This is a genomic window from Janthinobacterium sp. SUN176 (genome assembly GCF_030587335.1).
Taxonomy (GTDB): domain Bacteria; phylum Pseudomonadota; class Gammaproteobacteria; order Burkholderiales; family Burkholderiaceae_D; genus Janthinobacterium; species Janthinobacterium kumbetense.
In genome coordinates, this window is the sequence record NZ_JAPWIA010000001.1 from 3,998,754 (window position 1) to 4,023,658 (window position 24,905).

The 24,905-nt window shown below is 62.4% G+C and carries 25 protein-coding genes; 12 read left to right on the forward strand and 13 right to left on the reverse strand.

Going from position 1 to position 24,905, the window contains the following annotated elements; translation table 11 throughout:
- Window positions 1–101 precede the first annotated feature (101 nt).
- From O3299_RS18055 to O3299_RS18065, 3 genes are all read right to left on the reverse strand, one after another.
- A complete protein-coding gene (locus O3299_RS18055) occupies window positions 102–1,313 on the reverse strand; it encodes a phosphoglycerate kinase (RefSeq protein ID WP_305062851.1) in 1,212 nt (403 codons plus the stop codon).
- Window positions 1,314–1,390: 77 nt separating this feature from the next.
- Window positions 1,391–1,741: an AzlD domain-containing protein gene (locus O3299_RS18060; protein ID WP_099666364.1), complete on the reverse strand. Its 351-nt coding sequence runs from the start codon at window positions 1,739–1,741 to the stop codon at window positions 1,391–1,393.
- Window positions 1,734–2,468, reverse strand: coding sequence for an AzlC family ABC transporter permease (locus O3299_RS18065; RefSeq protein ID WP_289900146.1), 735 nt, complete (start codon window positions 2,466–2,468; stop codon window positions 1,734–1,736). The genes O3299_RS18060 and O3299_RS18065 overlap by 8 nt, the downstream gene beginning before the upstream one ends.
- Before the next feature lie 258 nt (window positions 2,469–2,726).
- On the opposite strand from O3299_RS18065, the gene O3299_RS18070 reads away from it, so the two are divergent.
- From O3299_RS18070 to O3299_RS18085, 4 genes are all read left to right on the forward strand, one after another.
- Window positions 2,727–2,921 carry a zinc-finger domain-containing protein gene (locus tag O3299_RS18070; protein ID WP_034780619.1) on the forward strand — a complete coding sequence of 65 codons (195 nt, stop codon included), beginning with the start codon at window positions 2,727–2,729 and terminating at the stop codon, window positions 2,919–2,921.
- A gap of 76 nt (window positions 2,922–2,997) precedes the next feature.
- Window positions 2,998–3,423 (forward strand): nuclear transport factor 2 family protein, encoded by a 426-nt coding sequence (locus tag O3299_RS18075; protein WP_034780622.1) that lies wholly within the window; start codon window positions 2,998–3,000, stop codon window positions 3,421–3,423.
- A complete protein-coding gene (locus O3299_RS18080) occupies window positions 3,423–4,448 on the forward strand; it encodes a YheT family hydrolase (RefSeq protein WP_305054135.1) in 1,026 nt (341 codons plus the stop codon). The genes O3299_RS18075 and O3299_RS18080 overlap by 1 nt, the downstream gene beginning before the upstream one ends.
- Entirely contained in the window at window positions 4,441–5,031 is a 591-nt protein-coding gene (locus tag O3299_RS18085) for a DUF2946 family protein (RefSeq protein ID WP_305054136.1), read from the forward strand. The genes O3299_RS18080 and O3299_RS18085 overlap by 8 nt, the downstream gene beginning before the upstream one ends.
- Before the next feature lie 3 nt (window positions 5,032–5,034).
- On the opposite strand, the gene O3299_RS18090 is transcribed toward O3299_RS18085, so the two are convergent.
- Window positions 5,035–6,624, reverse strand: a complete 1,590-nt coding sequence (locus tag O3299_RS18090; RefSeq protein ID WP_305054137.1) for a M48 family metalloprotease — start codon at window positions 6,622–6,624, stop codon at window positions 5,035–5,037.
- Window positions 6,625–6,820: 196 nt separating this feature from the next.
- Here O3299_RS18090 and moaC point away from each other — a divergent pair, with 196 nt between their 5' ends.
- Entirely contained in the window at window positions 6,821–7,327 is a 507-nt protein-coding gene (moaC, locus tag O3299_RS18095; protein WP_305054138.1) for a cyclic pyranopterin monophosphate synthase MoaC, read from the forward strand.
- Here the strand turns inward: moaC and O3299_RS18100 are convergent, their stop codons facing one another.
- Window positions 7,328–7,708, reverse strand: a complete 381-nt coding sequence (locus O3299_RS18100) for a DUF6713 family protein (protein ID WP_369812312.1) — start codon at window positions 7,706–7,708, stop codon at window positions 7,328–7,330. It lies immediately after the preceding gene.
- 163 nt (window positions 7,709–7,871) lie between these two features.
- Here O3299_RS18100 and O3299_RS18105 point away from each other — a divergent pair, with 163 nt between their 5' ends.
- Window positions 7,872–8,594: a flagellar brake protein gene (locus O3299_RS18105; protein ID WP_305054140.1), complete on the forward strand. Its 723-nt coding sequence runs from the start codon at window positions 7,872–7,874 to the stop codon at window positions 8,592–8,594.
- 20 nt (window positions 8,595–8,614) lie between these two features.
- Here the strand turns inward: O3299_RS18105 and O3299_RS18110 are convergent, their stop codons facing one another.
- From O3299_RS18110 to recA, 7 genes are all read right to left on the reverse strand, one after another.
- Window positions 8,615–9,079, reverse strand: a complete 465-nt coding sequence (locus O3299_RS18110) for a pilin (protein WP_092608610.1) — start codon at window positions 9,077–9,079, stop codon at window positions 8,615–8,617.
- Window positions 9,080–9,292: 213 nt separating this feature from the next.
- On the reverse strand, window positions 9,293–10,174 hold the full coding sequence (sucD, locus tag O3299_RS18115) for a succinate--CoA ligase subunit alpha (protein WP_034746085.1): 882 nt from the start codon (window positions 10,172–10,174) through the stop codon (window positions 9,293–9,295).
- Between the two features lie 13 nt (window positions 10,175–10,187).
- Window positions 10,188–11,357, reverse strand: a complete 1,170-nt coding sequence (sucC, locus tag O3299_RS18120) for an ADP-forming succinate--CoA ligase subunit beta (protein WP_034788653.1) — start codon at window positions 11,355–11,357, stop codon at window positions 10,188–10,190.
- A gap of 78 nt (window positions 11,358–11,435) precedes the next feature.
- The gene (locus O3299_RS18125) at window positions 11,436–11,996 is read right to left on the reverse strand and encodes a DUF2889 domain-containing protein (protein ID WP_077408684.1); all 561 of its coding nucleotides are present in this window, start codon (window positions 11,994–11,996) and stop codon (window positions 11,436–11,438) included.
- A gap of 267 nt (window positions 11,997–12,263) precedes the next feature.
- Window positions 12,264–13,802, reverse strand: coding sequence for a class I SAM-dependent methyltransferase (locus O3299_RS18130; protein WP_305062852.1), 1,539 nt, complete (start codon window positions 13,800–13,802; stop codon window positions 12,264–12,266).
- Between the two features lie 229 nt (window positions 13,803–14,031).
- Window positions 14,032–14,487, reverse strand: a complete 456-nt coding sequence (recX, locus tag O3299_RS18135) for a recombination regulator RecX (RefSeq protein WP_099666355.1) — start codon at window positions 14,485–14,487, stop codon at window positions 14,032–14,034.
- A gap of 138 nt (window positions 14,488–14,625) precedes the next feature.
- Window positions 14,626–15,732 (reverse strand): recombinase RecA, encoded by a 1,107-nt coding sequence (recA, locus tag O3299_RS18140; RefSeq protein WP_071321836.1) that lies wholly within the window; start codon window positions 15,730–15,732, stop codon window positions 14,626–14,628.
- A 240-nt stretch (window positions 15,733–15,972) separates the two neighbouring features.
- Between recA and O3299_RS18145 the strand changes: the two genes are divergently transcribed.
- The 6 genes from O3299_RS18145 to O3299_RS18170 all read left to right on the forward strand — a co-directional run bounded on the left by O3299_RS18145 (window position 15,973) and on the right by O3299_RS18170 (window position 24,024).
- A complete protein-coding gene (locus tag O3299_RS18145) occupies window positions 15,973–16,707 on the forward strand; it encodes a response regulator transcription factor (RefSeq protein ID WP_034746066.1) in 735 nt (244 codons plus the stop codon).
- Entirely contained in the window at window positions 16,704–18,236 is a 1,533-nt protein-coding gene (locus O3299_RS18150) for a sensor histidine kinase (protein ID WP_289917589.1), read from the forward strand. The genes O3299_RS18145 and O3299_RS18150 overlap by 4 nt, the downstream gene beginning before the upstream one ends.
- Window positions 18,229–18,543, forward strand: coding sequence for a DUF4212 domain-containing protein (locus O3299_RS18155; RefSeq protein WP_099666354.1), 315 nt, complete (start codon window positions 18,229–18,231; stop codon window positions 18,541–18,543). Before O3299_RS18150 ends, O3299_RS18155 begins: the two co-directional genes overlap by 8 nt.
- Window positions 18,540–20,588: a sodium:solute symporter family protein gene (locus O3299_RS18160; protein WP_305054141.1), complete on the forward strand. Its 2,049-nt coding sequence runs from the start codon at window positions 18,540–18,542 to the stop codon at window positions 20,586–20,588. Before O3299_RS18155 ends, O3299_RS18160 begins: the two co-directional genes overlap by 4 nt.
- Before the next feature lie 154 nt (window positions 20,589–20,742).
- Window positions 20,743–22,764 (forward strand): S9 family peptidase, encoded by a 2,022-nt coding sequence (locus O3299_RS18165; RefSeq protein WP_305062853.1) that lies wholly within the window; start codon window positions 20,743–20,745, stop codon window positions 22,762–22,764.
- Between the two features lie 33 nt (window positions 22,765–22,797).
- Window positions 22,798–24,024 (forward strand): 6-phosphofructokinase, encoded by a 1,227-nt coding sequence (locus tag O3299_RS18170; RefSeq protein ID WP_289900140.1) that lies wholly within the window; start codon window positions 22,798–22,800, stop codon window positions 24,022–24,024.
- Here the strand turns inward: O3299_RS18170 and O3299_RS18175 are convergent.
- Window positions 24,021–24,857: an IclR family transcriptional regulator gene (locus O3299_RS18175; RefSeq protein WP_305062854.1), complete on the reverse strand. Its 837-nt coding sequence runs from the start codon at window positions 24,855–24,857 to the stop codon at window positions 24,021–24,023. The two genes, O3299_RS18170 and O3299_RS18175, sit on opposite strands and share 4 nt — an antisense overlap.
- Window positions 24,858–24,905: the final 48 nt, after the last annotated feature.

Consider the following 24,905-nt stretch of genomic DNA (forward strand, 5'->3'; position numbering starts at 1 on the left):
GCGCGAGCGAAGGTGAGCAAGACCTGGCGGCTGAACCGCCCGGCAAGGTAAAAGCGCAGCGGTCAGGCTGCGCTTGGTACTGAATTGCTGACGGCAGCGCCTTAAGCGGCGCGCTGCATCAGGATTTCAACGGCGGGTAAAGTCTTGCCTTCCAGGAACTCCAGGAAAGCGCCGCCGCCCGTCGAGATATAGCTGATTTGATCGGTAATGTCGTATTTGGCAATCGCCGCCAGGGTGTCGCCACCGCCAGCGATGGAGAATGCTTTCGAATCGGCAATGGCCAGGGCCAGGGTCTTGGTGCCGTTGCCGAACTGGTCGAATTCGAACACGCCGACGGGGCCGTTCCACACGATGGTGCCGGCGGCGCCGATTTGCTGCGCCAGCAGGGCCGCCGTTTTCGGGCCGATATCGAGGATCATGTCGTCGTCCGCCACGTCGGCCACGTCCTTGACGGTGGCAACGGCCGTGGGCGAGAATTCCTTGGCGCACACGACATCGACGGGAATCGGCACTTGCGCGCCGCGCTTGGCCATGATGTCGATGATGGCTTTCGCTTCCTCGACGAGTTCCGCTTCCACCAGCGACTTGCCGACATTCAAGCCGACAGCTTTCATGAAGGTGTTGGCGATGCCGCCGCCGACGATCAGGTTATCGACCTTGTCGGACAGGGCTTTCAAGATGGTCAGCTTGCTCGATACTTTCGAACCAGCAACAATGGCCAGCAGCGGACGGGCCGGCGCGTGCAGCGCCTTGCCCAATGCATCGAGCTCGGCGGCCAGCAGCGGGCCGGCGCAGGCGACGGGCGCGAACTTGGCGATGCCGTGCGTGGACGCTTCGGCGCGGTGGGCCGTGCCGAACGCGTCATTGACGTAGATATCGCACAATTTGGCCATTTTTTGCGCCAGCTCATCGCTGTTTTTCTTTTCGCCCTTGTTGACGCGCACGTTTTCCAGCAGGACGACCTGGCCGGCAGCCAGGTTGTCCAGGCCGGCGCCATCGACCCAGTTTTGTTTCAATGCAACTTCCTGGCCCAGCAGCTCGGACAGGCGTGCCGCCACGGGCGCCAGGCTGTCGGCAGGCTTGAACTCGCCTTCCGTCGGGCGGCCCAGGTGCGACGTCACCATGACGGCGGCGCCAGCGTCCAGCGCGGCGCGGATGGCCGGCACCGAGGCGCGGATGCGCGTATCTTCGGTGATCTTGCCACTGTCATCTTGCGGGACGTTCAGGTCGGCGCGGATAAACACGCGCTTGCCTTGCAGTGCATTTTGGGCGATCAAATCTTGCAGACGGATGAAGTTGAGAACAGCTGACATGGCGATCCAGATGACGAGTGGAAGGAAGTGCGCTATTTTACCGCAATGACCAGAGCAAATCCCCGATTTGTCCTGCTTTACTGAAAAACGTGCAACAGTCGCAAGCCCGTGAAAACCAGCATGCCAAACACGATGGTTTGCAGCATATTGCGGCGGATCACGAAAAAGAGCGTGGCGGCAATACCGGACAAGAGTTTCAAATTCGACAATTCGAAGTGCACCTGCTGCCCCTCCATCAGCATGTCGGGCGCGATGATGGCGGCCAGCGCGCAGGCCGGCGCATAGCGCAGCATCTCGCCCACGCGGCGCGGAATGGTGATGTGATGGCCGATCAGCCAAAAGGTGCTGCGCGTGGCCGCTGTCGCCACCACCAGCACGGCGATGGCGATCCACACGTCGGCCCTGCCCCAGTCTATGCCGTCAAACATGGCGTTTTGTCCATTTCTCTGTCAATTCTTCCACGGCCATGGCGCTGACCATGCCCACCAGCACGGCCACCAGCAAACCCAGCTTATACGGCAGGCCATAGGCCAGCACGGCCACCGCACCCGCCACCAGCACGCCGCACAGGGCCGCGCGGCTGAGGATCAGCGGCACCGTCACGCACAGGATCGCCAGGGTGCCGGCAAAACCCAAGCCCCATTCGGCCGGCACGACGGCGCCCAGCACGATACCGATGAAGGAACCGATTTGCCAGGCCAGCCAGTTGGGGTAAATCAAGCCTTTCAGGAAAGGCAGCTTGGCCGGGTCCGGCGTTTCGTGCGGATAGCGCTGCAGGAACAGGCCCACCGTGATGTCGCCCGCCACATAGCCGAGCCCAAAGCGCTGGCGCCACGGCAGATGGGAAAAATGGGGGGCCAGCAGCACGGAAAAGATGACAAAACGCAAATTGACGACGAGGGCCGTGGCGAAGATCACCCACACGGGCGCATGCGCGGCCAGCAGCGGCAAGGACGCGAGCTGGGCCGAGCCGGCAAAGACAAACAGGGTCATGGCCCCCGCCTGCGCCACCGTCAAGCCGCTTTTCACCATGGCCACGCCCACCACCATGCCCCAGGCGGCGATGCCCAGCAGGGTGGGCGCCCCCAGGTTCAGGCCGGCACGCCAGGCATCTTTCAGCAGGGCGTCGTCCTTGGCGGCCAGGACGGCGTTCACGCGGCGCTCCGGCAGGCGTACTGTGGTAACTGCACAACAATGGTGCGTGGCGACAAGGGTGACAACGGCGATACCGGCAAGGCAAATCCAGTCAGTGTGGCGCTGCAGCTGCCATATTTCCGTAAAAACCCGCGCCGCAGCCGAAGATGATCGAGCCGCCATTTTAGCCATGATTTTTGCTGTCTGCCTGAATCCGTTAAAATCGTGGTTTTGGCAGCAGCCGACTTCCTTCCATACAGCCTCACGGAGCATGACAAGATGACAAAAACCACCCAGCCAGCGGTCGAACTCGACAGTAAAGACCTGCCAGCCCACTGCCCTAACCCGGCCATGCCGCTGTGGTCGTCGCATCCGCGTGTGTTCCTGGAATTCAACAAGGACGGTATCGCCAAGTGCCCGTACTGCGGCACGGCCTATACCCTGAAGGAAGGCGCCAGCGCCGGCCACCATTAAAAAAACTGCCCAGCGGCGCGCCACCAGCGCGCCGTTTTTATTTGTATCAAGTTATACCGACCAGCCCGGAGTCGTCATGAAACGTCTGAAAGAACTCAATGGCAGCGCCGCGGAAGTCGAAGCGGCGTTCTACGATGCCTTGCACCGCGCCGACCTCGAAGCGCTGATGGCGCTGTGGGCCGACGATGAAGAGATCGTCTGCATCCATCCGGGCGGCGCGCGCCTGATCGGCCATGCCGCCATCCGCGCCTCGTGGGAAACCATCCTGGCGGGCGGCGGCCTGCACATCGTGCCGGCGCAGCTGCATGAAACGCACAATCTGATGAGTTCGGTGCACACGGTGATCGAAGGCGTCACCCAGGAAGAAGGCGGTCCGGCGCATCTGCTGGCGACGAATGTGTACGTGAAAACGCCGCGCGGCTGGCGCATCGTGCTGCACCATGCCTCCATCGCGCCGGGCGGCGCGCCGGCCGACGCCACAGGGGCGCAGATCCTGCACTGATGTCTTTGTCTCTTTCCTATACTGCCCCGCTCTGGCTGCCTGGCGGCCACGCGCAGACGATTTATCCGGCCGTGTGCCTCGCCAAACCGGCAGTGGCTTTCCGCCGCGAACGCTGGCAAGCGCCCGATGGCGACTTCGTCGACGTCGACCTGGTCGACGGTCAGCCAGGCCAGCCCTTCGTGGTGCTGTTCCACGGCCTGGAAGGCTCGTCGAACAGCCATTACGCGCGCGCCCTGATGGCCGAAGTGGCCGCGCGCGGCTGGTCGGGCGCCGTGCCGCATTTTCGCGGCTGCTCGGGCGAAGCCAACCTGGCGCCGCGCTTCTACCATTCGGGCGATGCGCAGGAAGTGGACTGGGTCGTGCGCACATTGCGCCCGCGCGCCACGGGCAAGTTTTACGCGGCCGGCGTCTCGCTGGGCGGCAATGCCCTGCTGTGCTGGCTGGGCCAGTCGCAGCACCAGGCCGATTTCGTCGATGCGGCAGCGGCCGTGTCCGCCCCCCTTGATCTGGCGCAAGGGGGCAAGGCCCTGTCTTCCGGCGCCAACCGGCTCTACACGCGCATGTTCCTGAACACCTTGAAACCGAAATGCCTGGCCAAGCTGGAACAGTTTCCCGGCCTGTTTGCGCGCGACGCCATGCTGGCCGCGCGCGACCTGCACGCCTTCGACGACGTCGTCACGGCACCCCTGCACGGCTACCGCGACGCCGACGATTACTGGCACCGCGCCAGCGCCAAGCACGTCTTGCCGGACATCACCGTGCCGACCCTGGTACTGAATGCGCAAAATGATCCTTTCCTGCCCGGACGCTTCTTACCGCGCAGCGCCGCGCCGACGGTCACCCTCGAGTATCCGCGCCACGGCGGCCACGTCGGCTTTGCGGCAGGCAAATTGCCGGGAAGCACACGCTGGTTGCCGCAGCGCCTGATCCACTTTTTTGAAGGCGGCAACACGGCGCCATCGGCGCCGCAAAGCTGTCACGCTGGCGATGCGCGCACTCACACGGAAAACGCTACACATGGATGAACTCGTCAAACAGGCCCTGGCCAAATGGCCGAACGTGCCCCACTGCTACGGCTGGCTGGGCCTGGACGCGCGCGGCCACTGGCGCATGCGCGACCAGCAGGCGCAACAGCAACAACTGCCGGGCGACAAGATCGCCCATGCCGCCCTGTTGAGCTTTATCAACCGCAATTACGCCCAGGACGAACGCGGTTGCTGGTTTTTCCAGAATGGCCCGCAGCGCGTGTATGTGAATCTGGAAGCGACGCCCTACATCGCCCGCAGCGACCCGCAGCACGGTTTTGTCTTGCAGACGGGTGCCCCGCTGGAACAGATCGAGCAAGCGTATTGGTGCGATAACGGTGCGCTGATCTTGCGCCACGGCGACATCGTCGCGCAGGTGGATGACCGCGACATGGCCCAGGTGCTGCCCGCGCTGCGCATCGACGGCCGGCAAGCCAGCGACGACGCCTTGCTGGCGTGGCTGGAAGAACAGCGGGGCAAGCTGACCGTATTGCATGCAGGCAAGGAGATTGCCGTGCAGCCGCTGGCCTATGCCAGCGTAGCGCAGACCTTCGGCTTCCAGCAGGCGCCGCAAGCCGGGTAAGCGCTAACCCTTCTGGTCCTTGATCTGTTCGCGGCGTTTTTCCTGCAACTCGCGCTCGCGCGCATCGATCACGGCCTGGTCATAAAAAGTCGCGTCCGTCGATTTGCGGGCAATCGTCAGCTGGTCCAGCGCGGCCATGGTGGCGCCCTGCAGCACGTAGGATTCAGCCAGCGCCATGTGCTGCAAGGTCATCTTGCCCTGGTCCGCATAGGCTTTCGCCAGTAAATCATACAGTTCCGGCTCTTCCTTGTAGAGCTGCACCTGCTCGCGCAGATACAGCGTGGATTGCTCCAGCTTGCCGGCAGCCATCAGCGCTTCCGCATACTGGTGGGCGATGCCGCGCGACAGGGGAAACTGCTGGCGCGCAGCGTCCGCCGCCTTCAGGGCCTGCTGCGCCACTTCCTTCTTTTGCGCCGGCATCAACAGCACTTCCAGCCCCATCGCCGCCAGCAGCGAATTGGGGCCCTGCGTGCCGCCCGACGTCAGCACATTCGGCCCGGCCGGCTGGTGCAGGGCCGCATTGGCCGCATCGAGTTCCTTTTGCGCTTCCGCAGGCTTGCCCTGCTTGACGGCGACGAAAGACAGGCCGTAATGGGCAGCCGTCACCTGGAAACGGCTTTGCTGTTCCAGCTGCGTCTTGAAGAGAGCCTTGGCGTTCAACAAGCCTTGCACGCTTTCATCCTGCAGCACGCGGGCGCGGGCCCGGGCCAGGTGGAAACTCAGGCTGTCGGCACGCTGCTTGTACGGCTGCTCGCGGATGCGCGCCTGGATGTCGGCGATGCGTTCCGTCGTCAGCGGGTGGGTCTGCAGATAGGCGGGCATCAGGTCGCTGTACGAACGGCTGGCCGCCTGCATACGGCCGAAAAAGGCCACCATGCCGGTGGTGTCGAAACCGGCTTCGCCCATGATCTGGAAACCGATGCGGTCCGCCTCGCGCTCGGCGTCGCGGCCGAAATTGAGCTGGCGCTGGATGGCCAGGCCCTGGCCGGCGGCAAACACGCCCATGGCCACGTCGCCGCCCGCGCGCGAAGCGAGCGCCGCCAGCAACATGGCGGCCAGCGGCATCAGGGCATCCTGGCGCTGCTGACCCAGCATGCGCGCGATATGGCGCTGCGCCACATGGCCGATCTCGTGCGACAGCACGGAAGCCAGTTCCGCCTCCGTTTGCGCCGCCAGCACCAGGGCCGAGTGCACGCCGATGAAGCCGCCCGGCAAGGCAAACGCGTTCAACTGGGGATCGCGCACGGCAAAGAAAAAATAGTCGTAATTCGTTTCGCCCCGCACGCTGGGGCGCGCCGCCACGAGGGCGTTGCCGAAGGTGTTCAGGTATTCCAGCAAGGGCGCGTCGTCGAGGTAGTCGCGGTCGCCGCGGATGCCGCGCATGATTTCCTCACCAATCTTGCGCTCCATCGCCGGCGACAGGTCTTCGCGCGAGGTGTCGCCCAGGTTCGGCAGATTCGGCGCCGGCGGCACGGCCAGCGGCGTCCAGCTGCCGGCCGGCTTGGCCGCCACGCTGGCAACCGGCGCCGCGGGCGCGGACGTATAGGTTTGCGCCAGCGTACAGGGTGCCGCCAGCCACAATGCAGCCAGCACCGACGCGCGCCGGGAGCTGCGCAGCCATGCCGCGCCGGCGTTTTCAAGGACGATCGGAAGAAGAGTTTTTGAATTCACGGGTGCTATCATACCTTGTTCGCGGCGCCCATTCCCACGCAACAAGCATGCGCCATGCCAGTAGCATGGCGTCGTGGTCAGGCCTGCCGCGCCCCCACTCCTCACCTATTTTGACGCCATGACAACAGCAGACAAGCAAGCCCCCGCCGGGGAACTGACCCATTTCGACGCCACGGGCCAGGCCCATATGGTCGACGTGGGCAGCAAGGAAGACACGCGCCGCAGCGCCGTGGCCGCCGGCACCATCCGCATGCAGCCCGCCACCTTGGCATTGATTATTTCGGGCAACGCCAAGAAGGGCGACGTACTGGGCATCGCCCGCATCGCCGCCATCATGGGCGCCAAGCGCACCAGCGACCTGATTCCCCTGTGCCACCCGCTGGCCCTGACGCGCGTCACCGTCGATTTTGAAGTGGACGAAGCGTCCAACAGCGTGCACTGCCGCGCCCAAGTCGACACGACGGGCAAGACGGGCGTGGAAATGGAAGCGCTCACTTCCGTGCAGATCGGCTTGCTGACGATCTACGACATGTGCAAGGCCGTCGACCGGGGCATGGTCATGACGAACGTGCGCGTGCTGGAAAAACATGGCGGCAAGTCGGGCGACTGGCACGCCGAGGTGTAATCATGCTGCCTGGCGCGCCAGCTGGCCCTTGAGTCGGCGCAGATCGCACAACAGCCACACGGCGCATGCCAGGCACAGCACGATGATGGCGATCGACAGGGGCAAGTGGAATTGCGCTAGTCCCGCCAGCGCGAAGCCGGCGTGGATCAGGAAGGTGCCTGCGCCCAGTGCGGCGCAGATACCCGCATAGCGGGGCGCCTGTCTGGTGTTCAGCAGCACATGCCGGTAACCGGCCAGCACCAGGACAATCGCCGCCAGGTTAAACACCAGAAAACCCTGCACGCCGCCCGGCACATGAAACATCTCCCACTCTTTCCAGTAGGCAGCGTCAATTTGATGCAGGATCAGAAACAACATGGTCCAGAAGTAGCTGCGCGGCATAAAATTTACATTCGTCAATATTGACGCAATTGTAAAGCCTGAATCCTGCCCCGGCACGCGCGCATGGCATTTTTCGATGCCAATATGAATTTCATTGATATAAATGCTTTTTCATTAAGAAATCATGCATACTGCGAGTCGACCATATCCAGATGAGCATCGCATGACTAGCAACAAGCCCGCCGCGGAAAGCAAGCTCCAGGACTTCGAATTCGAGGCCATGAATCTGCAGGTGGGTGGACGCATCCAGTTCATCACGCACCGCACTATCAAACCCATCCAGCATTTCTCGACCCTGATCGGCTATGTGAAAGACGAATACCTGATCGTCAAGATTCCCATGGAAAACGGCGCCGCCATCATGCTCAACGAGGGCGACAAGCTGACCATCCGCGTGTTTTCCGGCGTCACCGTGTGTTCGTTTTCCTGCAGCGTGCTGCGCATCTTTGGCCGTCCGCTCAATTATGTCCACCTGAGCTTTCCCGACGCCATCCAGGGCACCAGCCTGCGCACGGCCATGCGCGTCAAAGTGGACATTCCGGCGCAGCTCAGCTACCGCGACGTGGCGGCCGTGCCCGTGTTCATCGTCAACCTCAGCGTTTCCGGCGCGCTGATCGAGGCGCCCAGCATGCTCACGCCGGACGACGACGGCGTGGCCCTCAGCTTTACCCTGCTGGTGCAGCCGAACAAGCATCAGATGCGCGTCAACACGCGCGCGCGCATCCAGAACGTCAGCGTGGGCAAGCCGTCGAATGGCCACGCCGCCGAGGTGACGGAAATCTATACGTATGGCGTGCAATTCATCGACCTGGAACCGACCCACTACACCTTGCTGCAAAACCTCACCTATGAAGCGCTGATCGCGGACCGGCAAAAAATCGTCTGACGCTGGCGCGGCAGGGCCACTTACAGCGTCGGCGTCACGTCGGGAATGTTGTTTTTGGTAATCGCTTCCTTCGCTGCCGCATTCGTCACGGTGGTGCTGTTGAACCAGGTCAGGCTGCTCGTGCCCGGCTTCATGGTCATCGTCACGGTTTGTCCACCGATACCCGTGCCCAGGTCGGCCGCCAGGGTCAGCACGATATCGCCCTTGTCCACTGTGGCGCTGGCCACTTCGCGCGTGGCACTGAACACGGGGATGGCGCTGGGCACGGCCTGGGTAGGCGTGCTGCAGGCGGTAGCCAGCCCGCCGTTTTCCTGCACGCACAGGGCCACGGCAGTCTTCAGTGGCGCGGCGGCCGCCAGCACATTGCTGACCTTGGCCCGCATCGTGTAGTCGCCATACTGGGGAATGGCCACGGCCGCCAGGATGCCGGCGATGGCCACCACGATCATCAGTTCTATCAGGGTAAATCCGCTTTGCGCGCGCATCGTATCCTCCCATTGTGCATTGCTCACGCCGTGCATGGTGCAAGCGCCATGCCAGCGGCGTGCCCGGGCAGTGGCGGCACACGTGGAAAGAAAAGCGACACATTTGGGCCGGTTCGGACCAGCGCCGTCGTCCCGGGCCGGGATGCGGCCTGTCTTGCGGACAAAAAAAAGGAGCCGAAGCTCCTTTTTTGTACTACGGTAAGCCGGCTGAGATTACAGCATGGCTTTCAGCAGACGCGCCATTTCCGACGGGTTTTTGGTGACGGTGATGCCGCAAGCTTCCATGATTTCCAGCTTGGCTTGTGCCGTATCGGCACCGCCCGAGATCAGCGCGCCGGCGTGGCCCATGCGCTTTCCTGGAGGAGCCGTTACGCCAGCGATGAAGCCGACGACCGGTTTTTTCATGTTGTCTTTGATCCAATAAGCCGCGTTGGCTTCGTCCGGACCACCGATTTCGCCGATCATGATGACCGCGTCGGTATCTGGATCGTCATTGAACATCTTCATGATGTCGATGTGCTTCAGACCGTTGATCGGGTCGCCGCCGATGCCGACTGCCGACGATTGGCCCAGGCCCAGTGCGGTCAGCTGACCCACTGCTTCATAGGTCAGGGTACCCGAACGCGAAACGACGCCGATACGGCCCTTCTTGTGGATGTGACCTGGCATGATGCCGATCTTGATTTCGTCTGGCGTGATCAAGCCTGGGCAGTTAGGGCCCAGCAGCAGGGTTTTGCTGTTGGCTTTGGCCATGCGGTCTTTCAAAGCCATCATGTCGCGGACAGGAATGCCTTCGGTGATGCAAATGGCCAGATCCATTTCAGCTTCGACAGCTTCCCAGATCGCCGCTGCCGCGCCTGCTGGCGGCACGTAGATGACGGAAACGTTGGCGCCGGTTTCTTTTTTCGCTTCGGTAACGTTAGCGAAAATAGGAATGCCTTCGAAATCTTCGCCGGCTTTCTTCGGGTTCACGCCTGCCACGAAGGCAGCTTTGCCGTTCGCGTAGTCGCGGCAACCGCGGGTGTGGAACTGGCCGGTCTTGCCGGTGATCCCTTGGGTAACAACTTTGGTATCTTTATTGATCAGAATGGACATGTTGATTCCTTAATTAAGCTTGACCGGCAGCGGCGGCAACGACGCTCTTGGCTGCATCTTCCATGGTGTCGGCTGCGATGATAGGCAGACCGGAATCGGCCAGCATCTTTTTGCCCAGATCTTCGTTGGTGCCCTTCATGCGCACCACCAGCGGTACGTTCAGCGAAACGGCTTTCACCGCGGCGATAACGCCTTCGGCGATCACGTCGCAACGCATGATGCCGCCGAAAATGTTCACCAGGATGGCTTTCAGGCCTGGGTTTTTCAGCATGATCTTGAACGCTTCGGTCACTTTTTCTGCCGTGGCGCCACCGCCGACGTCCAGGAAGTTGGCTGGCTCGCCGCCGAACAGTTTGATCGTGTCCATGGTGGCCATGGCCAGGCCGGCGCCGTTCACCAGGCAACCGATGTTGCCATCGAGCGAGATGTAGGCCAGGTCGAATTTCGACGCTTCGATTTCAGCTGGATCTTCTTCGTCCAGGTCGCGCAGGGCGATGATTTCCGGATGACGGAACAGGGCGTTCGGGTCAAAGTTGAACTTGGCGTCCAGGGCGATGACTTTGCCGCTGCCGGTGACGATCAGCGGGTTGATTTCGGCCAGCGAGCAATCGGTTTCCCAGTATGCTTTGTACAGGCCTTGCAGGTTGACGCGGGCGTCGACGATGGAACCGGCAGGCACGCCGATTTTGGTCGCGATGTCGTCTGCCTGGGCATCGGTCAGGCCAACGCTCGGCTCGATGGTGACGTGGTGGATCTTCTCTGGGTGGCTCTCGGCCACTTCTTCGATGTCCATGCCGCCTTCGGACGATGCCATCAGGACGATTTTCTGGGTGACGCGGTCGGTGACCAGCGAAACGTACAGTTCTTGCTTGATGTCGGCGCCTTCTTCCACCAGCAGGCGGTTGACTTTCTGGCCTTCGGCGCTGGTCTGATGCGTGATCAGCTGCATGCCCATGATCTGGTCAGCGTATTCCTTGACCTGTTCCATCGATTTTGCCACTTTCACGCCGCCGCCCTTGCCGCGGCCACCTGCGTGGATCTGCGCCTTGACAACCCACACCGGGCCGCCCAGGGTTTCCGCAGCCTTGACGGCTTCTTCGACGGACATGCACGGAATACCGCGTGGTACCGTCACTCCGAATTGCCGGAGGATTTCTTTGGCTTGATACTCATGGATTTTCATGCTGGCTTCCCTTCTGATACTGATGTGTAAAAATACGGTTAGTGGTGCAAAAAAAACAGGAAAAACAGAGCGCCGGGGTCACGCTTTGGCTACCCAGCGCGGGTAATACTGTGCAACCGCCCCGCCATCGGTGCGCAGGGCGTGGCATTTGTCGAGTTGAAACGGCTTTTCATGCGACAAGTCAGCATTCGCACCGTCACGGGTCGACCAGACATCGCCGGCAAATGCCTGAACCGTCGCAGTCGGCAAGACTTGCGCCAGTTCGGTCAAATGGGTACAGCCGGCGATTCCCGCCAGGCGCTGTTTCAAGTCGCGGCGGAAATTCTTCAATAAATTCAGACCGATCAGCGCTCTGTAAGCGGGGCCGATGGTATCGCAAAAACCGGGATAGGGCACGGCATCGGAGGCGGCTTCGGCCTCGACGATGGTCAGTTCGCGATCGACGGTAATGCGTAAGTGGAGGTCATGCAGGGGGGAGCCGGCGGGACGGGGGCCGGAGGCCAGGGTCGCGTCATAGCTTTTGATATCGGTGATACGGGCGTCAATATCCCACAGGCCGTCGTCGCGCACATACGCTTGGACGTCGATAACGCGGGAGTGCCGGAGGGCGCGCCGGGATACGGGAGTTGACAGGGGCATAAGACCGATGCCGCTTGCGCGGCCATAATTTAGTAAGCAGCCATGTGCCTAAAGCACTCTGTTCGCAGCTTCTACGAACAGCAACCGCACCTGCGGCGCCGCAAAAACCCTAAAAGTGTAGCACACTGGGCGCTGGTTGCGCCGCAACATAATTTTTCACCGGTCTGCTCGCCTGCCTGCGATTATTGATGCAAATCGCAAGATCAATGACGATCATTCGCGATTCGCATAACTTGCGGCATGGCGCGGACACGCCAACACCGTGCCTCAGTCGGTCACGCCCAGCGCGCGCAAAACCGGCAAGGTACGCTCGGCAAAATGGCGGGCATGCTCCCACAGCTCGGCCAGGTTCTCTTCCTCCGTCAGCAAGGGCTGCCCATCCTTCGACAGCAACTGCTTCAGGCGTATCAGCACGGGCCATGTCTCGCGCACCCAGTCCTGCGGCTCTTGCCATCCTTGCATTTTCGCCCACAGGAACAGCTGTTGTAAATGCGGTACAAACACGCCGCCGCCCGTCATCGGGCTGGCAAGGCTGTACAGGTCGGACCTTGCCAGCGCCTGCTCCAGCAAATACGCATTCAGGCGCGCCGTCTGCGGCCTTGCCACGGCAATGTCGGCATCGTCCTGGACGGCGTAGACACTGCCCTTGCTGATCAGAATCAGCATGATCTGCAACAAGGCGGCCAGGCTGGCTTCCGTGCCAGCCAATTGCTGCTCCAGTTCCCCGATCGTGCGCACACGGTGATCGGCAAGCGCATCGAGCACGGGCCCATACACGCGCTCATCCATATCGGCATCGCCCAGCACGCCATGCACGCTCAACACCACCGTATCGCGCGGCACCGCCAGCATCACGCGCACGGCCCGCAAGGCCGTGGCCTGGGCGAACGGCGTCAGCGTGCGTGCACCCTTGATCCAGTAATCCCTGCGAAATTGCTGGTTGATCAGAAAAGCCCGCGTCGTTTCGCGGAAGATGGGATCAGGAATCTCGGCCAGGAATTGCTGGTGCTCGGCCGTCAGATTGAGCATGTCGACATGCTCGGTGTAGGTGGCGGAAGCGGCGAACTCCAGCTTGGCTTCACTCAACATGGCAGCCACCTGGGAAAAAGCCATCGGCTGCCAGTCCGCATTGAAATACTCGTGTGCAACATAATGACGTTCAAACGATTTCAGCTTCTCGAAGCGGTCGGCCAGCAGGGGATTGGCCTCGAGATAGCGCGGCTTCGTGGCGATCATCCTGTCGACGAAATCGATGGCGCCGTCGATACGCGCCAGCACGCCTTGCCCCGGCGCCCCCATGACACGGCTATGCTCCGTCAGCAAGTCGCGCATCGGCATCATGGCCGCCCAGCCAGGCTGGGTGTTGTAGCTGAGGTAGGCGACGCCGCCCACTTTCAGCTTGCGCTGCAGGAAGTCCACGATCAATACACGGTTTTCCGCCGAAATCCAGCTCCAGATGCCGTGCAGGCAAATGAAATCGAAATCGGGCAAATCATCGCGGCGGCAAAACTGTTCGAACGATTCGTCCGTGAACTGCGCCCCGGCGCCAGCGGCGCTGGCCAGTTCCTGGGCATAGGCCGCCTGGGCCGGATTGAAATCATTGCCATACCAGCGCGTGGCGGACGCCGCAGCATGGAAGTTGGCACTGACGCCCTGGCCGAAGCCCAGTTCGCAAGCCGTGCCATTGACAGGCAGGACCAGGCCGGCGGCCAGCAGGGGCAGGCGCAGGCGCAGGGGATTCAATTCTTCGTAATAGCCATAGGTATAGGCGACCTCGGCCATATAGCCGGCATTCCAGTTGCTCATTGCGCTTCCTGTCTCGATCAGTGGCGGTGCACGCAGCGCACCGGGTTCGAGCGCCAGAATACCCGATATCGCGGGCGCCCAGTAGCGCGAACAGAGGGCATTTGAAAGCGCAGTTCACGGCCGCGCGGCGCGGCGGCCGGGTCATGGCCAGGGCGCAAAGCAGACGGCAGGAGCGGCAAAGCGACCTTGTCTGGCGGCATACGGGAGCGCCAGTGCACGCACGACGGCCTTAGTCCTCGTCGGGCTCGAGTCCCTTCAACGCCACCTGCACAGCGCGCTGGGAAAAGCCGCGCTGCATCAGGAAGCGCATCTGCTTGTTGCGCTGCTCGGCATCCTGCGCCACTGCACCAAATTTGCGGCGCCACACTTCGCAGGCGCGCGCCACTTCCCCTTCGGCCAGGCCCGCCTTGAGTTCCTGCAGCGCTTCGCCCCCAATGCCATGGCTTTGCAATTCCGCCATGATGCGGCTATTGCCGAAACGGGCCGAGCGGCGGTGGATCAGCGACTCGGAAAAACGCTCCTGCGACAGCCAGTTGGCTTGCTCCAGGCTGTCGAGCAAGGCTTCCACATCGTCGCTCTCCTGCGCATGGCGCTGCAGCTTGCGCCGCAATTCCATGCGGCTGTGTTCGCGCATCGACAGAAAGCGTAGCGCCCTGCCCTTCAGGCTCAGTTGTACCGCTGCCATACCCGTATCCCATCTTTACCACACCGGACTGAAAACACAATTGCCGCCAGGCGCACAGGCGCAGGGCGGCAATCATTGTAGAACTTTTTTGTGCGGCAAGCTGCCGCCGGCGAGCCAGGCGGGCCCCGCCACTGTCGCTTACTCCGCGGCCTTGGCTTCCGCAGCCTTGGCAGCCTTGTCGGCAGCTTTATCCGCTTTTTCCGGCTTTTCAGCAGCCAGCGGCGGCAGTTCGCGCACGCCCAGCGAAGCGCGGACCTTGTTTTCGATCTCGCGGGCCAGCGCCGGACGCTCTTGCAGGAAGGCGCGGGCGTTGTCCTTGCCCTGGCCGATGCGTTCGCCGTTGTAGCTGTACCACGAACCGGATTTTTCCACGATCTTGGCATCCGAACCCAGATCCAGGATTTCGCCTTCGCGCGAGGTGCCGGCGCCGTACAGGATGTCGAAGTGCGCTTCCTTGAACGGTGGCGCGATCTTGTTCTTGACGACCTTGACCTTGGTTTCGTTGCCGATCACTTCATCGCCGGACTTGATCGAGCCGGTGCGGCGGATATCCAGGCGCACGGAGGCGTAGAATTTCAGCGCATTGCCGCCGGTGGTCGTTTCCGGGCTGCCGAACATCACGCCGATCTTCATGCGGATCTGGTTGATGAAGATGACCAGGGTATTCGTGCGGTTGATGGAGCCGGTCAGCTTGCGCAGGGCTTGCGACATCAAACGGGCTTGCAAGCCCGGCAGGGAATCGCCCATGTCGCCTTCGATCTCGGCGCGTGGCGTCAGTGCGGCCACGGAGTCGATGACGACGAGGTCGACGCTGCCCGAACGCACGAGGGCGTCGCAGATTTCCAGCGCCTGCTCGCCCGTATCCGGTTGCGAGATCAGCAGTTCATGCAGGTTCACGCCCAGCTTTTGCGCGTAACCGACGTCGAGCGCGTGCTCGGCATCGATAAAGGCGCAGGTGCCGCCCAGTTTTTGCATTTCAGCAATGGTTTGCAGGGTCAGGGTGGTTTTACCCGACGATTCAGGACCGTAGATCTCCACCACGCGGCCGCGCGGCAAGCCGCCCACGCCCAGCGCGATATCGAGGCCGAGCGAACCGGTCGACACGACTTGCACTTCTTCGATCGGTGCGCTGGCATCCATGCGCATGACCGAACCTTTGCCAAACTGCTTCTCGATCTGCGCCAGTGCGGCGGCGAGCGCCTTGGCTTTTTCCGATGCGGGTACTACAGCTTTTTTATCGTCCATATGTTCTTTCAGCCGTTCTACAGTCGACGATTCACATGAATCGGTCGGCCTGCGATAGCGCCAGTGGGTTAAATTCTTTACACAGACAGTACTGTATAAAAAAACAGTGATCAATGCAAGCGGAACGTGGATTTGTTTTGAAACAGATCAATACAACCCTGTTTTTCACAAAAATTCGCCACCTTGCGGAAAATGAAACACAATACAAGCTTCTACCGTCGCAAGCATAGGAAGTGCACCATGCGTATTTTACTTGCCGAAGATGACAGCGTGCTGGCCGATGGCCTGACCCGCTCGCTGCGCCAGTCCGGTTATGCGATCGACTACGTCAAGACCGGGCAAGAGGCCGATACGGCCCTGTCCACCCAGGAATTCGACTTGCTGATCCTCGACCTGGGCTTGCCCAAGATGTCCGGGCTGGAAGTGCTGCGCCGCCTGCGCGCGCGCGCCTCGCTGCTGCCCGTGCTGATCCTGACGGCCGCCGATTCCATCGAGCAACGCGTGAATGGCCTCGACCTCGGTGCCGACGATTATATGGCCAAGCCGTTCGCCTTGTCGGAACTGGAGGCAAGAGTGCGCGCCCTGACGCGCCGCGGCGCCGGCGGCGGCGCCACCATCATCAAGCACGGCCCCCTCAGCTACGACCAGGTGGGGCGCAGCGCCTACATCAACGACCAGATGCTCGACCTGTCGGCGCGCGAACTGGGCTTGCTGGAAATCCTGCTGGGCCGCACGGGCCGCCTCGTTTCAAAAGAGCAACTGGTCGACCACCTGTGCGAATGGGGCGAAGAAGTGTCGAACAACGCCATCGAAGTGTATGTCCACCGCTTGCGCAAGAAGATCGAAGTGGGCGGCGTGCGCATCGCCACCGTGCGCGGCCTCGGCTATTGCCTGGAAAAATACTCGGAAGCGGCGCGCCTGAACGCCGAAGCGGGCGAGTCGGCAAGCCCGGCCAGCGGACCCGCCAGCAAGTGAAGGCGCGCGAGGCGCCAGCGGACGAGGCGGACGACGACGACTGGTTCGAGCCGCCCACCACGGAGCAGGATGACACCATCGAGCATTCGCTGTTCGGCGAAATCCTCGACTGGATGCTGGCGCCCTTGCTGCTGCTGTGGCCGATGAGCATCGCCATCACCTATCTGGTGGCCAAGAGCATCGCCAATCAACCGTTCGACCATGCGCTGGAAGACAGCGTGACGGTGCTGACGCAACAGGTCAAGCAAGCCGATGGCGCGATGCTGCGCCACGTGCCGGACAAAAACGGCAAGGGCCGCGACTTCCTGCGCGGCGACGATGTCGACACCCTGTATTACCTGGTGGTGGGCCCGCGCGGCGAATACCTGAACGGCGACCGCGATCTGCCGCCGCCGCAAGACCCCGACAAATACCGCAGCGGCATGGTGCTGTTTCGCAACGACACCATCCACGGCACGCCCGTGCGTGTGGCGTTCAGCTATCTCGACATTCCTTCCGGCAACGACGATGAACCCAGCCGCGCGCTGGTGCAAGTGGCGGAAACCCTGGAAAAGCGCGCCCAGCTGGCCAATGAAATCATCAAGGGCGTGATTTTGCCGCAGTTCATCATCCTGCCCGTGATCCTGGCCCTGGTCTGGTTTGCCCTGGCGCGCGGCCTGTCGCCGCTGGCGCAATTGCAGGAACGCATACGCGCCCGCCCGCCCGACGATCTATCGCCCATCGAATCGGGCCAGGTGCCCGAAGAAATCACGCCGCTGGTCGGTTCGCTCAACGAGATGCTGGCGCGGCTGTCGCTGTCGATCGACATGCAGAAGCGCTTCATCGCCGATGCCGCGCACCAGATGAAAACGCCGCTGGCCGGCATGCGCATGCAATCGGAGCTGGCCCTGCGCCAGACCGACCACGACGAAATCCACCGCTCGCTGCTGCAACTGGCGAAAAGTTCGGAAGCGGCCACGCGCCTGGTCAACCAGTTGCTGGCCCTGGCGCGCGCGGAAAACCAGCCGCAGGCGGGCACGGCGTTCGAACCGATCGAGTTGAGCGAACTGGCGCGCGGCGTGGTGCAAGACTGGGTGCAAGCCTCGTTTGCCCAGCATATCGACCTGGGCTTCGAACAGCCCGCGTATTCGATCTTGATTTCCGGCAATGCCATGATGCTGCGCGAGCTGCTGAGCAACCTGATCGACAATGCCTTGCGCTACACGCCGGCTGGCGGCAGCGTCACGGTGCGCGTGCGCAGCACCCTGGAACTGGCCATCCTGGAAGTGGAAGATACGGGCCCCGGCATACCGCAGGCGGAGCGGGCGCACGTGTTCGAACGCTTTTACCGCATTCTCGGCAGCAATGTCGACGGTAGCGGCCTGGGCCTGGCCATCGTGCGCGAAATTGCCCAGCAGCATGGCGCCGAAGTCGATATTTTTAACAATCCGCGCGCGCAGTCGCCGAAACTGCCGGGCACCCTGCTGCGCCTGAGCATCGCCCTGCTGTTGCCGGACGCGCCAGAAGAGGATGACATCACGTATGGATAAGCCGAGCCCACCCGCTCCCCCCGCGCGGCCGGCGCGCACGCCCAGCCCCGAGCTGCAGGCGCGCCTCGATGTGCACTGGCGCAAGACGCGGCGCCTGACGGCCATCCTGCTGCTGGTCTGGCTGCTGACGGGCTTCCTGACCGTGTTCTATGCGCGCGAACTGTTACATTTGAATCTGTTCGGCTGGCCGCTGCCCTTTTATATGGCGGCCCAGGGCGCCTCGCTCGTGTACCTGGCCATCATCGCCTTGTATGCCTGGCGCATGCGGCGCCTCGACCGGGCGTTTCATGCCGAGGAGCAAGCATGAGCGGCCAACGCAGCTTCTTTGCGCGCCTGTGCCGCTACTACCTGCTGTTTACCGCCGGTTTCGCCGCCTTCCTGCTGGCCCTGTCGGTACTGGAACAGGAAGGCATGCCGCGCGCGTGGATCGGCTACCTGTTCATGCTCGTCACCATCACCCTGTACGCCACCATCGGCGTCATCAGCCGCACCTCGAACGTCACCGAATACTATGTGGCGGGGCGCCGGGTGCCGGCCATGTTCAACGGCATGGCCACGGCCGCCGACTGGATTTCGGCGGCCAGCTTCATCAGTCTGGCCGGCGGCCTGTACCTGAACGGCTTCGACGGCCTGGCCTTCATCATGGGCTGGACGGGCGGCTATTGCCTGGTGGCCCTGCTGATCGCGCCCTATCTGCGCAAGTTCAGCCAGTACACGATTCCCGATTTCCTCGCCGCCCGCTACGGCAGCGGCACCGACAAACGGGGCGCCAGCGTGCGCGTGGTGGCCGTGGCCGCCACCATCATCGTCTCGTTTACGTATGTGGTGGCGCAGATCTATGCCGTCGGCCTGATCGCCTCGCGCTTCACGGGCGTGGATTTTTCCGTCGGCATCTTCCTGGGCCTGGCCAGCATCCTCGTCTGCTCCTTTCTGGGCGGCATGCGCGCCATCACCTGGACGCAGGTGGCGCAGTACATCATCATCCTCGTCGCCTTTCTGATTCCCGCCATGTGGCTGTCGGTCAAGCATGCGGACAATCCCGTGCCGCAGATCGCCTACGGCAAGGTGCTGCCGCAACTGAGCGCGCGCGAACACGTGCTGGAAACGGACCCGAAAGAAAACGAAGTGCGCGCCATCTTCCGCCAGCGCGCGCAAAGCTACCAGGCGCGCATCGATGGCTTGCCCGCTTCCTGGGAACAAGGCCATCTGACGGCCCAGCGCCAGCTCGATAGTTTGCGCCAGCGCAATGCTTCGCTGTTCGACATCCGCAACGCGGAGCGCTACCTGATCGCCTATCCGAAAAGTCCGGACGAGGCACGCGTGCTGTGGCAGACGGCGCAGGCGCAGAACCAGAAACGCGCCGAGCCGATCATTCCGCACGCGCAGCCGTTTCCCGCCGCCGACCGGGAACAATCCGACATCAAGCGCAACAATTTCCTGGCCCTCGTGTTCTGCATGATGCTGGGCACGGCCGCCCTGCCCCACATCCTGATGCGATCCTACACCACGCCGTCCGTGCACGAAACACGCGTCTCCGTCTTTTGGACCCTGTTCTTCATCTTGTTGATCTACCTCACGATTCCAGCGCTGGCCGTGCTGGTCAAATACGATATTTACTCGGCGCTGGTGGGCACGCAATACACGAACCTGCCCACCTGGGTGTCCTACTGGGCCAACGTGGATAAGCTCAGCCCCCTGATCAGCATCGTCGACGTCAACCGCGACGGCATCGTGCAATTGGCGGAAATTTCCATCGACGCCGACGTGCTGGTGCTGGCCACGCCCGAGATCGCCGGCCTGCCCTATGTGATTTCCGGCCTGGTGGCGGCCGGCGGCCTGGCTGCCGCCCTGTCGACGGCCGATGGCTTGCTGCTGGCCATTTCGAACGCCCTGTCGCACGACATTTATTACAAGGTGGTCGATCCCACCGCCTCGACGCAAAAGCGCGTGACGATCTCGAAATTGCTGCTGCTGGCCGTGGCCTTCATCGCCGCCTATGCGGCCTCGCAAAAGCCGGCGGACATTTTGTCGCTCGTGGGCGTGGCCTTTTCCCTGGCCGCCTCCACCCTGTTTCCGCCGCTGGTGCTGGGCGTGTTCTGGAAACGCGCCAACCACCAGGGCGCGCTGGCCGGCATGCTGGCGGGCTTTGGCGTGTGCCTGTATTACATGCTGCACACGAGCACCATGCTGGGAGGTAATGCCAGCGGTCAATGGTTTCATATCGCTCCCATTTCCGCCGGCATCTTCGGCGTGCCGGCCGGCCTGGCCGCCGCCGTGCTGGTCAGCTGGCTGACGCCGGCGCCAGGACGCCGCAGCACGGGGCTGGTCGAACACATCCGGGCGCCGGAATAGCACCTTGCTGGTTGAAACGTACAAACAATGATACCTTCAAGAAATAGTGCATAAATAGATATCTTATTTACTATTTTTTGGAGGCGGAATGACACCCAGCAACATTACTTTGGCAAGCGGTGCAACACTCACCCGCGCCGCAATGGCCTGCCTGTTGCTGGCGATCGTATCGCCGCCGGCACTCGCCCAAACGGCAGCCGCCAGCACCAAAGCTATCGTCCCGTCAGGCATCGGCGCCACCGCCTTCTTTGACGAAGATCAGATCAGCAGTGTCACGCTGTCGCCTGACGGCAACGCGGTCGCCATCTTGCTGATGGGCGACAACCGGCGCCGGCGCCTGACCGTGCTCGATGTAGCCAGCCAGGAAGTCAAGGTCGTTGCCAGCTTCAGCGACCGCGACATCGGCAACGTGGCATGGGTCAATGCCAAGCGGCTGGTATTCGATACCAGGGACTCGCAGGTGGCCGATGGCCAGCGCAAATATGCGCCGGGCATGTTCGTCGTCGACCGCGATGGCAGTAATTACCGCCAATTGGCTTCCATGGATGATATCCCGGATGACCCGCGCTTTGCGTCCAGGAAGTTACCGTCCTCCGTGTATCTGCTGGACCAGTCCGGTACCCAGGATTCCGATGTCATTTATGTCCAGAAAGCCGTCGTGTTCAAGGAGCGCAATGAGAATACGGCGAGGGTCGGACAATTCGACTTGCTGCGCCTCGATACCACTACCCAGCAATGGGAAAAAGTGGCGCCCCCCGCCAAAGGCGTGCGTCACTGGCTGCTCGACCAGCACGGCAAACCACGCCTGGCTACGGCTGTCGAGGGCCGGCGCAAGACGTTCTACTACCTTGAACAGGGCGAGCAACGCTGGCGTGCCATCGCCAGCCAGGATGCCTACGACAGCGAACCTCACGCCATTACGCCGCTGGAATTCGGTCCCGATGGCATCTTGTATGTCAGCAGCCGCAACGGCGCCGACACGCGCGCCCTGTATGCCTATGACCTGGCGGCTGGCCGCGTCACGGGCAAGCCGCTGGTGACGCTGGCTGGCTATGATTTCGATGGCGGCATCCTCACGGACCAGAAACGCTTGCTGGGTGTCTACTACACCAATGATGCCACCACCACCGAATGGTTCAGCGCCGACTGGAAGGCGGTGCAGCAAGACATCGACGCGCAATTGCCTGCGACCATTAACCTGATCTCACGCAGCTCCAGGGCAGACAGCCGACAGCTCATCGTGACGGCATATTCGGACCGCCAGCCCAGCGCCTTCCTGCTCTACAACAAGCAAACCCGGCAATTGCAAAAGATCGGCAGCGCCCGTCCCGCCATCGATGCTGAGCACATGGCGCAAACCGATCTGATGCAATATCGAGCGCGCGACGGCATGGAGATTCCTGCCTGGCTGACCTTGCCCAAGGGGGGCGGCAAGAAACTGCCGATGCTGCTACTCGTGCGCAGTGCGCCAGCAGAACGTGGCAGCCTGTGGTACTGGATGAGCGAGCGGCAATTTCTCGCTTCGCGCGGCTATGCCGTGCTGCAAGTCGAATTTCGCGGCAGCGGCGGCCGTGGCGACCAGTATTTGCGAGCAGGCTGGAAACAATGGGGTCTGGCCATGCAGGATGACCTGGCCGACGGCGCACGCTGGGCCATCGCACAAGGCATTGCCGATCCTCAGCGCATCTGCATCATCGGCGGCGGCGCCTATGGCGGGTATGCCGCCCTGATGGGCTTGATCAAGGATGGCGACCTGTTCCGTTGCGGCGTAAGCTGGGGCGGCATCACCGACTTGCCGAAAATGTTTACACAGCACTGGAGCGTCGATCACCGGATGGGCGAGGAAGCAAGACAATACACCATGCCGCAACGCATCGGCGATCCCGTGCACGATGCCACCCTGCTCAAGGCCAACTCCCCCATGAATCAGGCCGAAAAGTTGACGCAGCCCCTGCTGTTGGCCTACGGGGGGGCCGGCAGCAAGGTGCCCGTCTATCAGGGCATGCAATTGCGCGACAAGCTCAAGCAGAACAATCCGCGCGTCGACTGGCAGTTGTACGCCGACGAAGGCGACCGTTGGGGCTTGGCGGCCACGCGCGTGGACTTCTGGCAGCGCGTGGAACAATTCCTCGACAGAAATATTGGAAAAGACAGCGTCCCGGCAAAAAAGGAGTAGGCTGGAGGGCCGTTCCATTTACGAGGAAATCCCATGCCGTCTGGAAAAATTCTTGTTGCCCAGGGAGGCGGTCCCACCGCCGTCATCAACCAGTCGCTGGTGGGCGTGGTGCTCGAATCGCGGCGCTTTCAACATGTCACGCGCGTGTATGGGGCGCTGCACGGCGTGCGCGGCATCATCAATGAAGAATTCGTCGATCTGACGCAGGAGACCAGCCATAACCTGGAACTGGTGGCCGCCACGCCCTCGTCGGCGCTCGGCTCCACGCGCGACAAGCCCGATATTGCCTACTGCCAGCAGATCTTCGAAGTGCTGCGCGCGCACGAGATCGAACACTTCTTTTACATCGGCGGCAATGACTCGTCCGACACGGTGCGCATCGTCAGCGAGGAAGCGCATAAGGCCGGCTATCCGCTGCGCTGCATCCACATCCCGAAAACCATCGACAACGACCTGGTGGGCAGCGACCACACGCCTGGCTTTCCCTCGGCCGCGCGCTTCGTCGCGCAAGCGTTCGCCGGCGCCAACCTCGATAACGCGGCCTTGCCCGGCGTGTACGTGGGCGTGGTGATGGGCCGCCACGCGGGCTTTTTGACGGCCGCCTCGGCGCTGGGCAAGAAGTTCCCCGACGATGGCCCGCACCTGATCTACCTGCCCGAGCGCGTCTTTGCGCTGGATCAATTCCTCGCCGACGTGAAGGCCACGTATGAAAAACATGGCCGCTGCGTGATCGCCGTGTCGGAAGGCATCCACGACGCCTCGGGCGAGCCGATCGCCAGCCTGCTGGCCACACAGGCGGGCAATGCGGTCGAGCGCGATGCGCACGGCAACGTGCAATTGTCGGGCACGGGCGCGCTGGCCGACCTGCTGTGCGACGAGATCAAGGCGAAACTGGGCATCAAGCGCGTGCGCGGCGATACCTTCGGCTATCTGCAGCGCTCCTTCATCGGCTGCGTCTCTGATGTAGATCAACGCGAAGCCCGCGAAGTGGGCGAAAAGGCCGTGCAATTCGCCATGTGGGGCGAGCGCGACGGTTCCGTCGCCATCAAGCGCACGGGCTTTTATTCCGTCGATTACGAGTTGCTGCCACTTTCCGACGTGGCGGGCAAGACGCGCACCATGGAAGACGAATTCATCAGCGCCAGCGGCACGGACGTGACAGATGCTTTCCGGCTGTATCTGCGCCCGCTGCTGGGCTCGGGCATGCCGGACGCCTTCCGCCTGCGCGCGGCGAAGGTGGCAAAGGTCTTGAAACCCTAGCTGTTTTCCGCCAGCAACAGCGGCCGCAGCTTGACGGCCGCCTCCTTGAGCTGCGGCACGTGCTGCAGCAGTTGCTCCACGGACTTGCGCGCCACGGGCGCGTGGCAGGCCACGGCCGCCACGATGCGCCCGTCGGCCGCGCAGATGGGCACGGCCACGGCGACCATGCCGTGCACGAATTCCTCGTCGTCGATGCCGATGCCCAGGCGGGCGATGCGCACGATCTCGCGCTCGAGCAGCACGGGGTCCGTGATGCTTTTCGGCGTGCGCGCCTGCAGGGTCAGCATGGCCAGCAACTCGCGCCGCTCCAGCAAATTCATGTGCGCCAGGAATAATTTTCCGCTCGCCGTGCAATGCATGGGCGCGCGCGTGCCCAGCACCAGATGCAGGCGCAGCGGTTCCTGCGTTTCCACGCGGTCCACATACACGATCGCATTCCCCTCGGGAATCGCCAGATTGCACGTCTCGCCCGTGGCCGCCACCAGGCTGCCCAGGATGCTGCGGCTCACACGGATCAGGGCATTGTTGCGCAGGGTCGCCAGCGCCAGGTTGGTGGAAGCGGCACCGGGCACGTAACCGCGTCCCACGGGCGTGCGCAGCACATAGCCATGTTGCTCCAAGGTATCGAGCAGGCGCATCATGCTGGCCTTGGGCACCTGCATGCGCGCGGCCAGTTGCGACAGGGTCAAGGGCTGGCTGGCGCTGGCCAGGTGCTCGATCAGGCGCAGCACGCGCAAGCCCCGCGCCTCGTCGCCATGGCTGGCCGCCGTGCTGGACGCCGCCTGGCTACCTTCTTCGGCCTCGGCCGGCCGTTTTTGAAACGCATCATGCATGTTCTGTTTCACCTCTCGCGTATGCGGCTGTTTCCGCTTGTCCCGGTG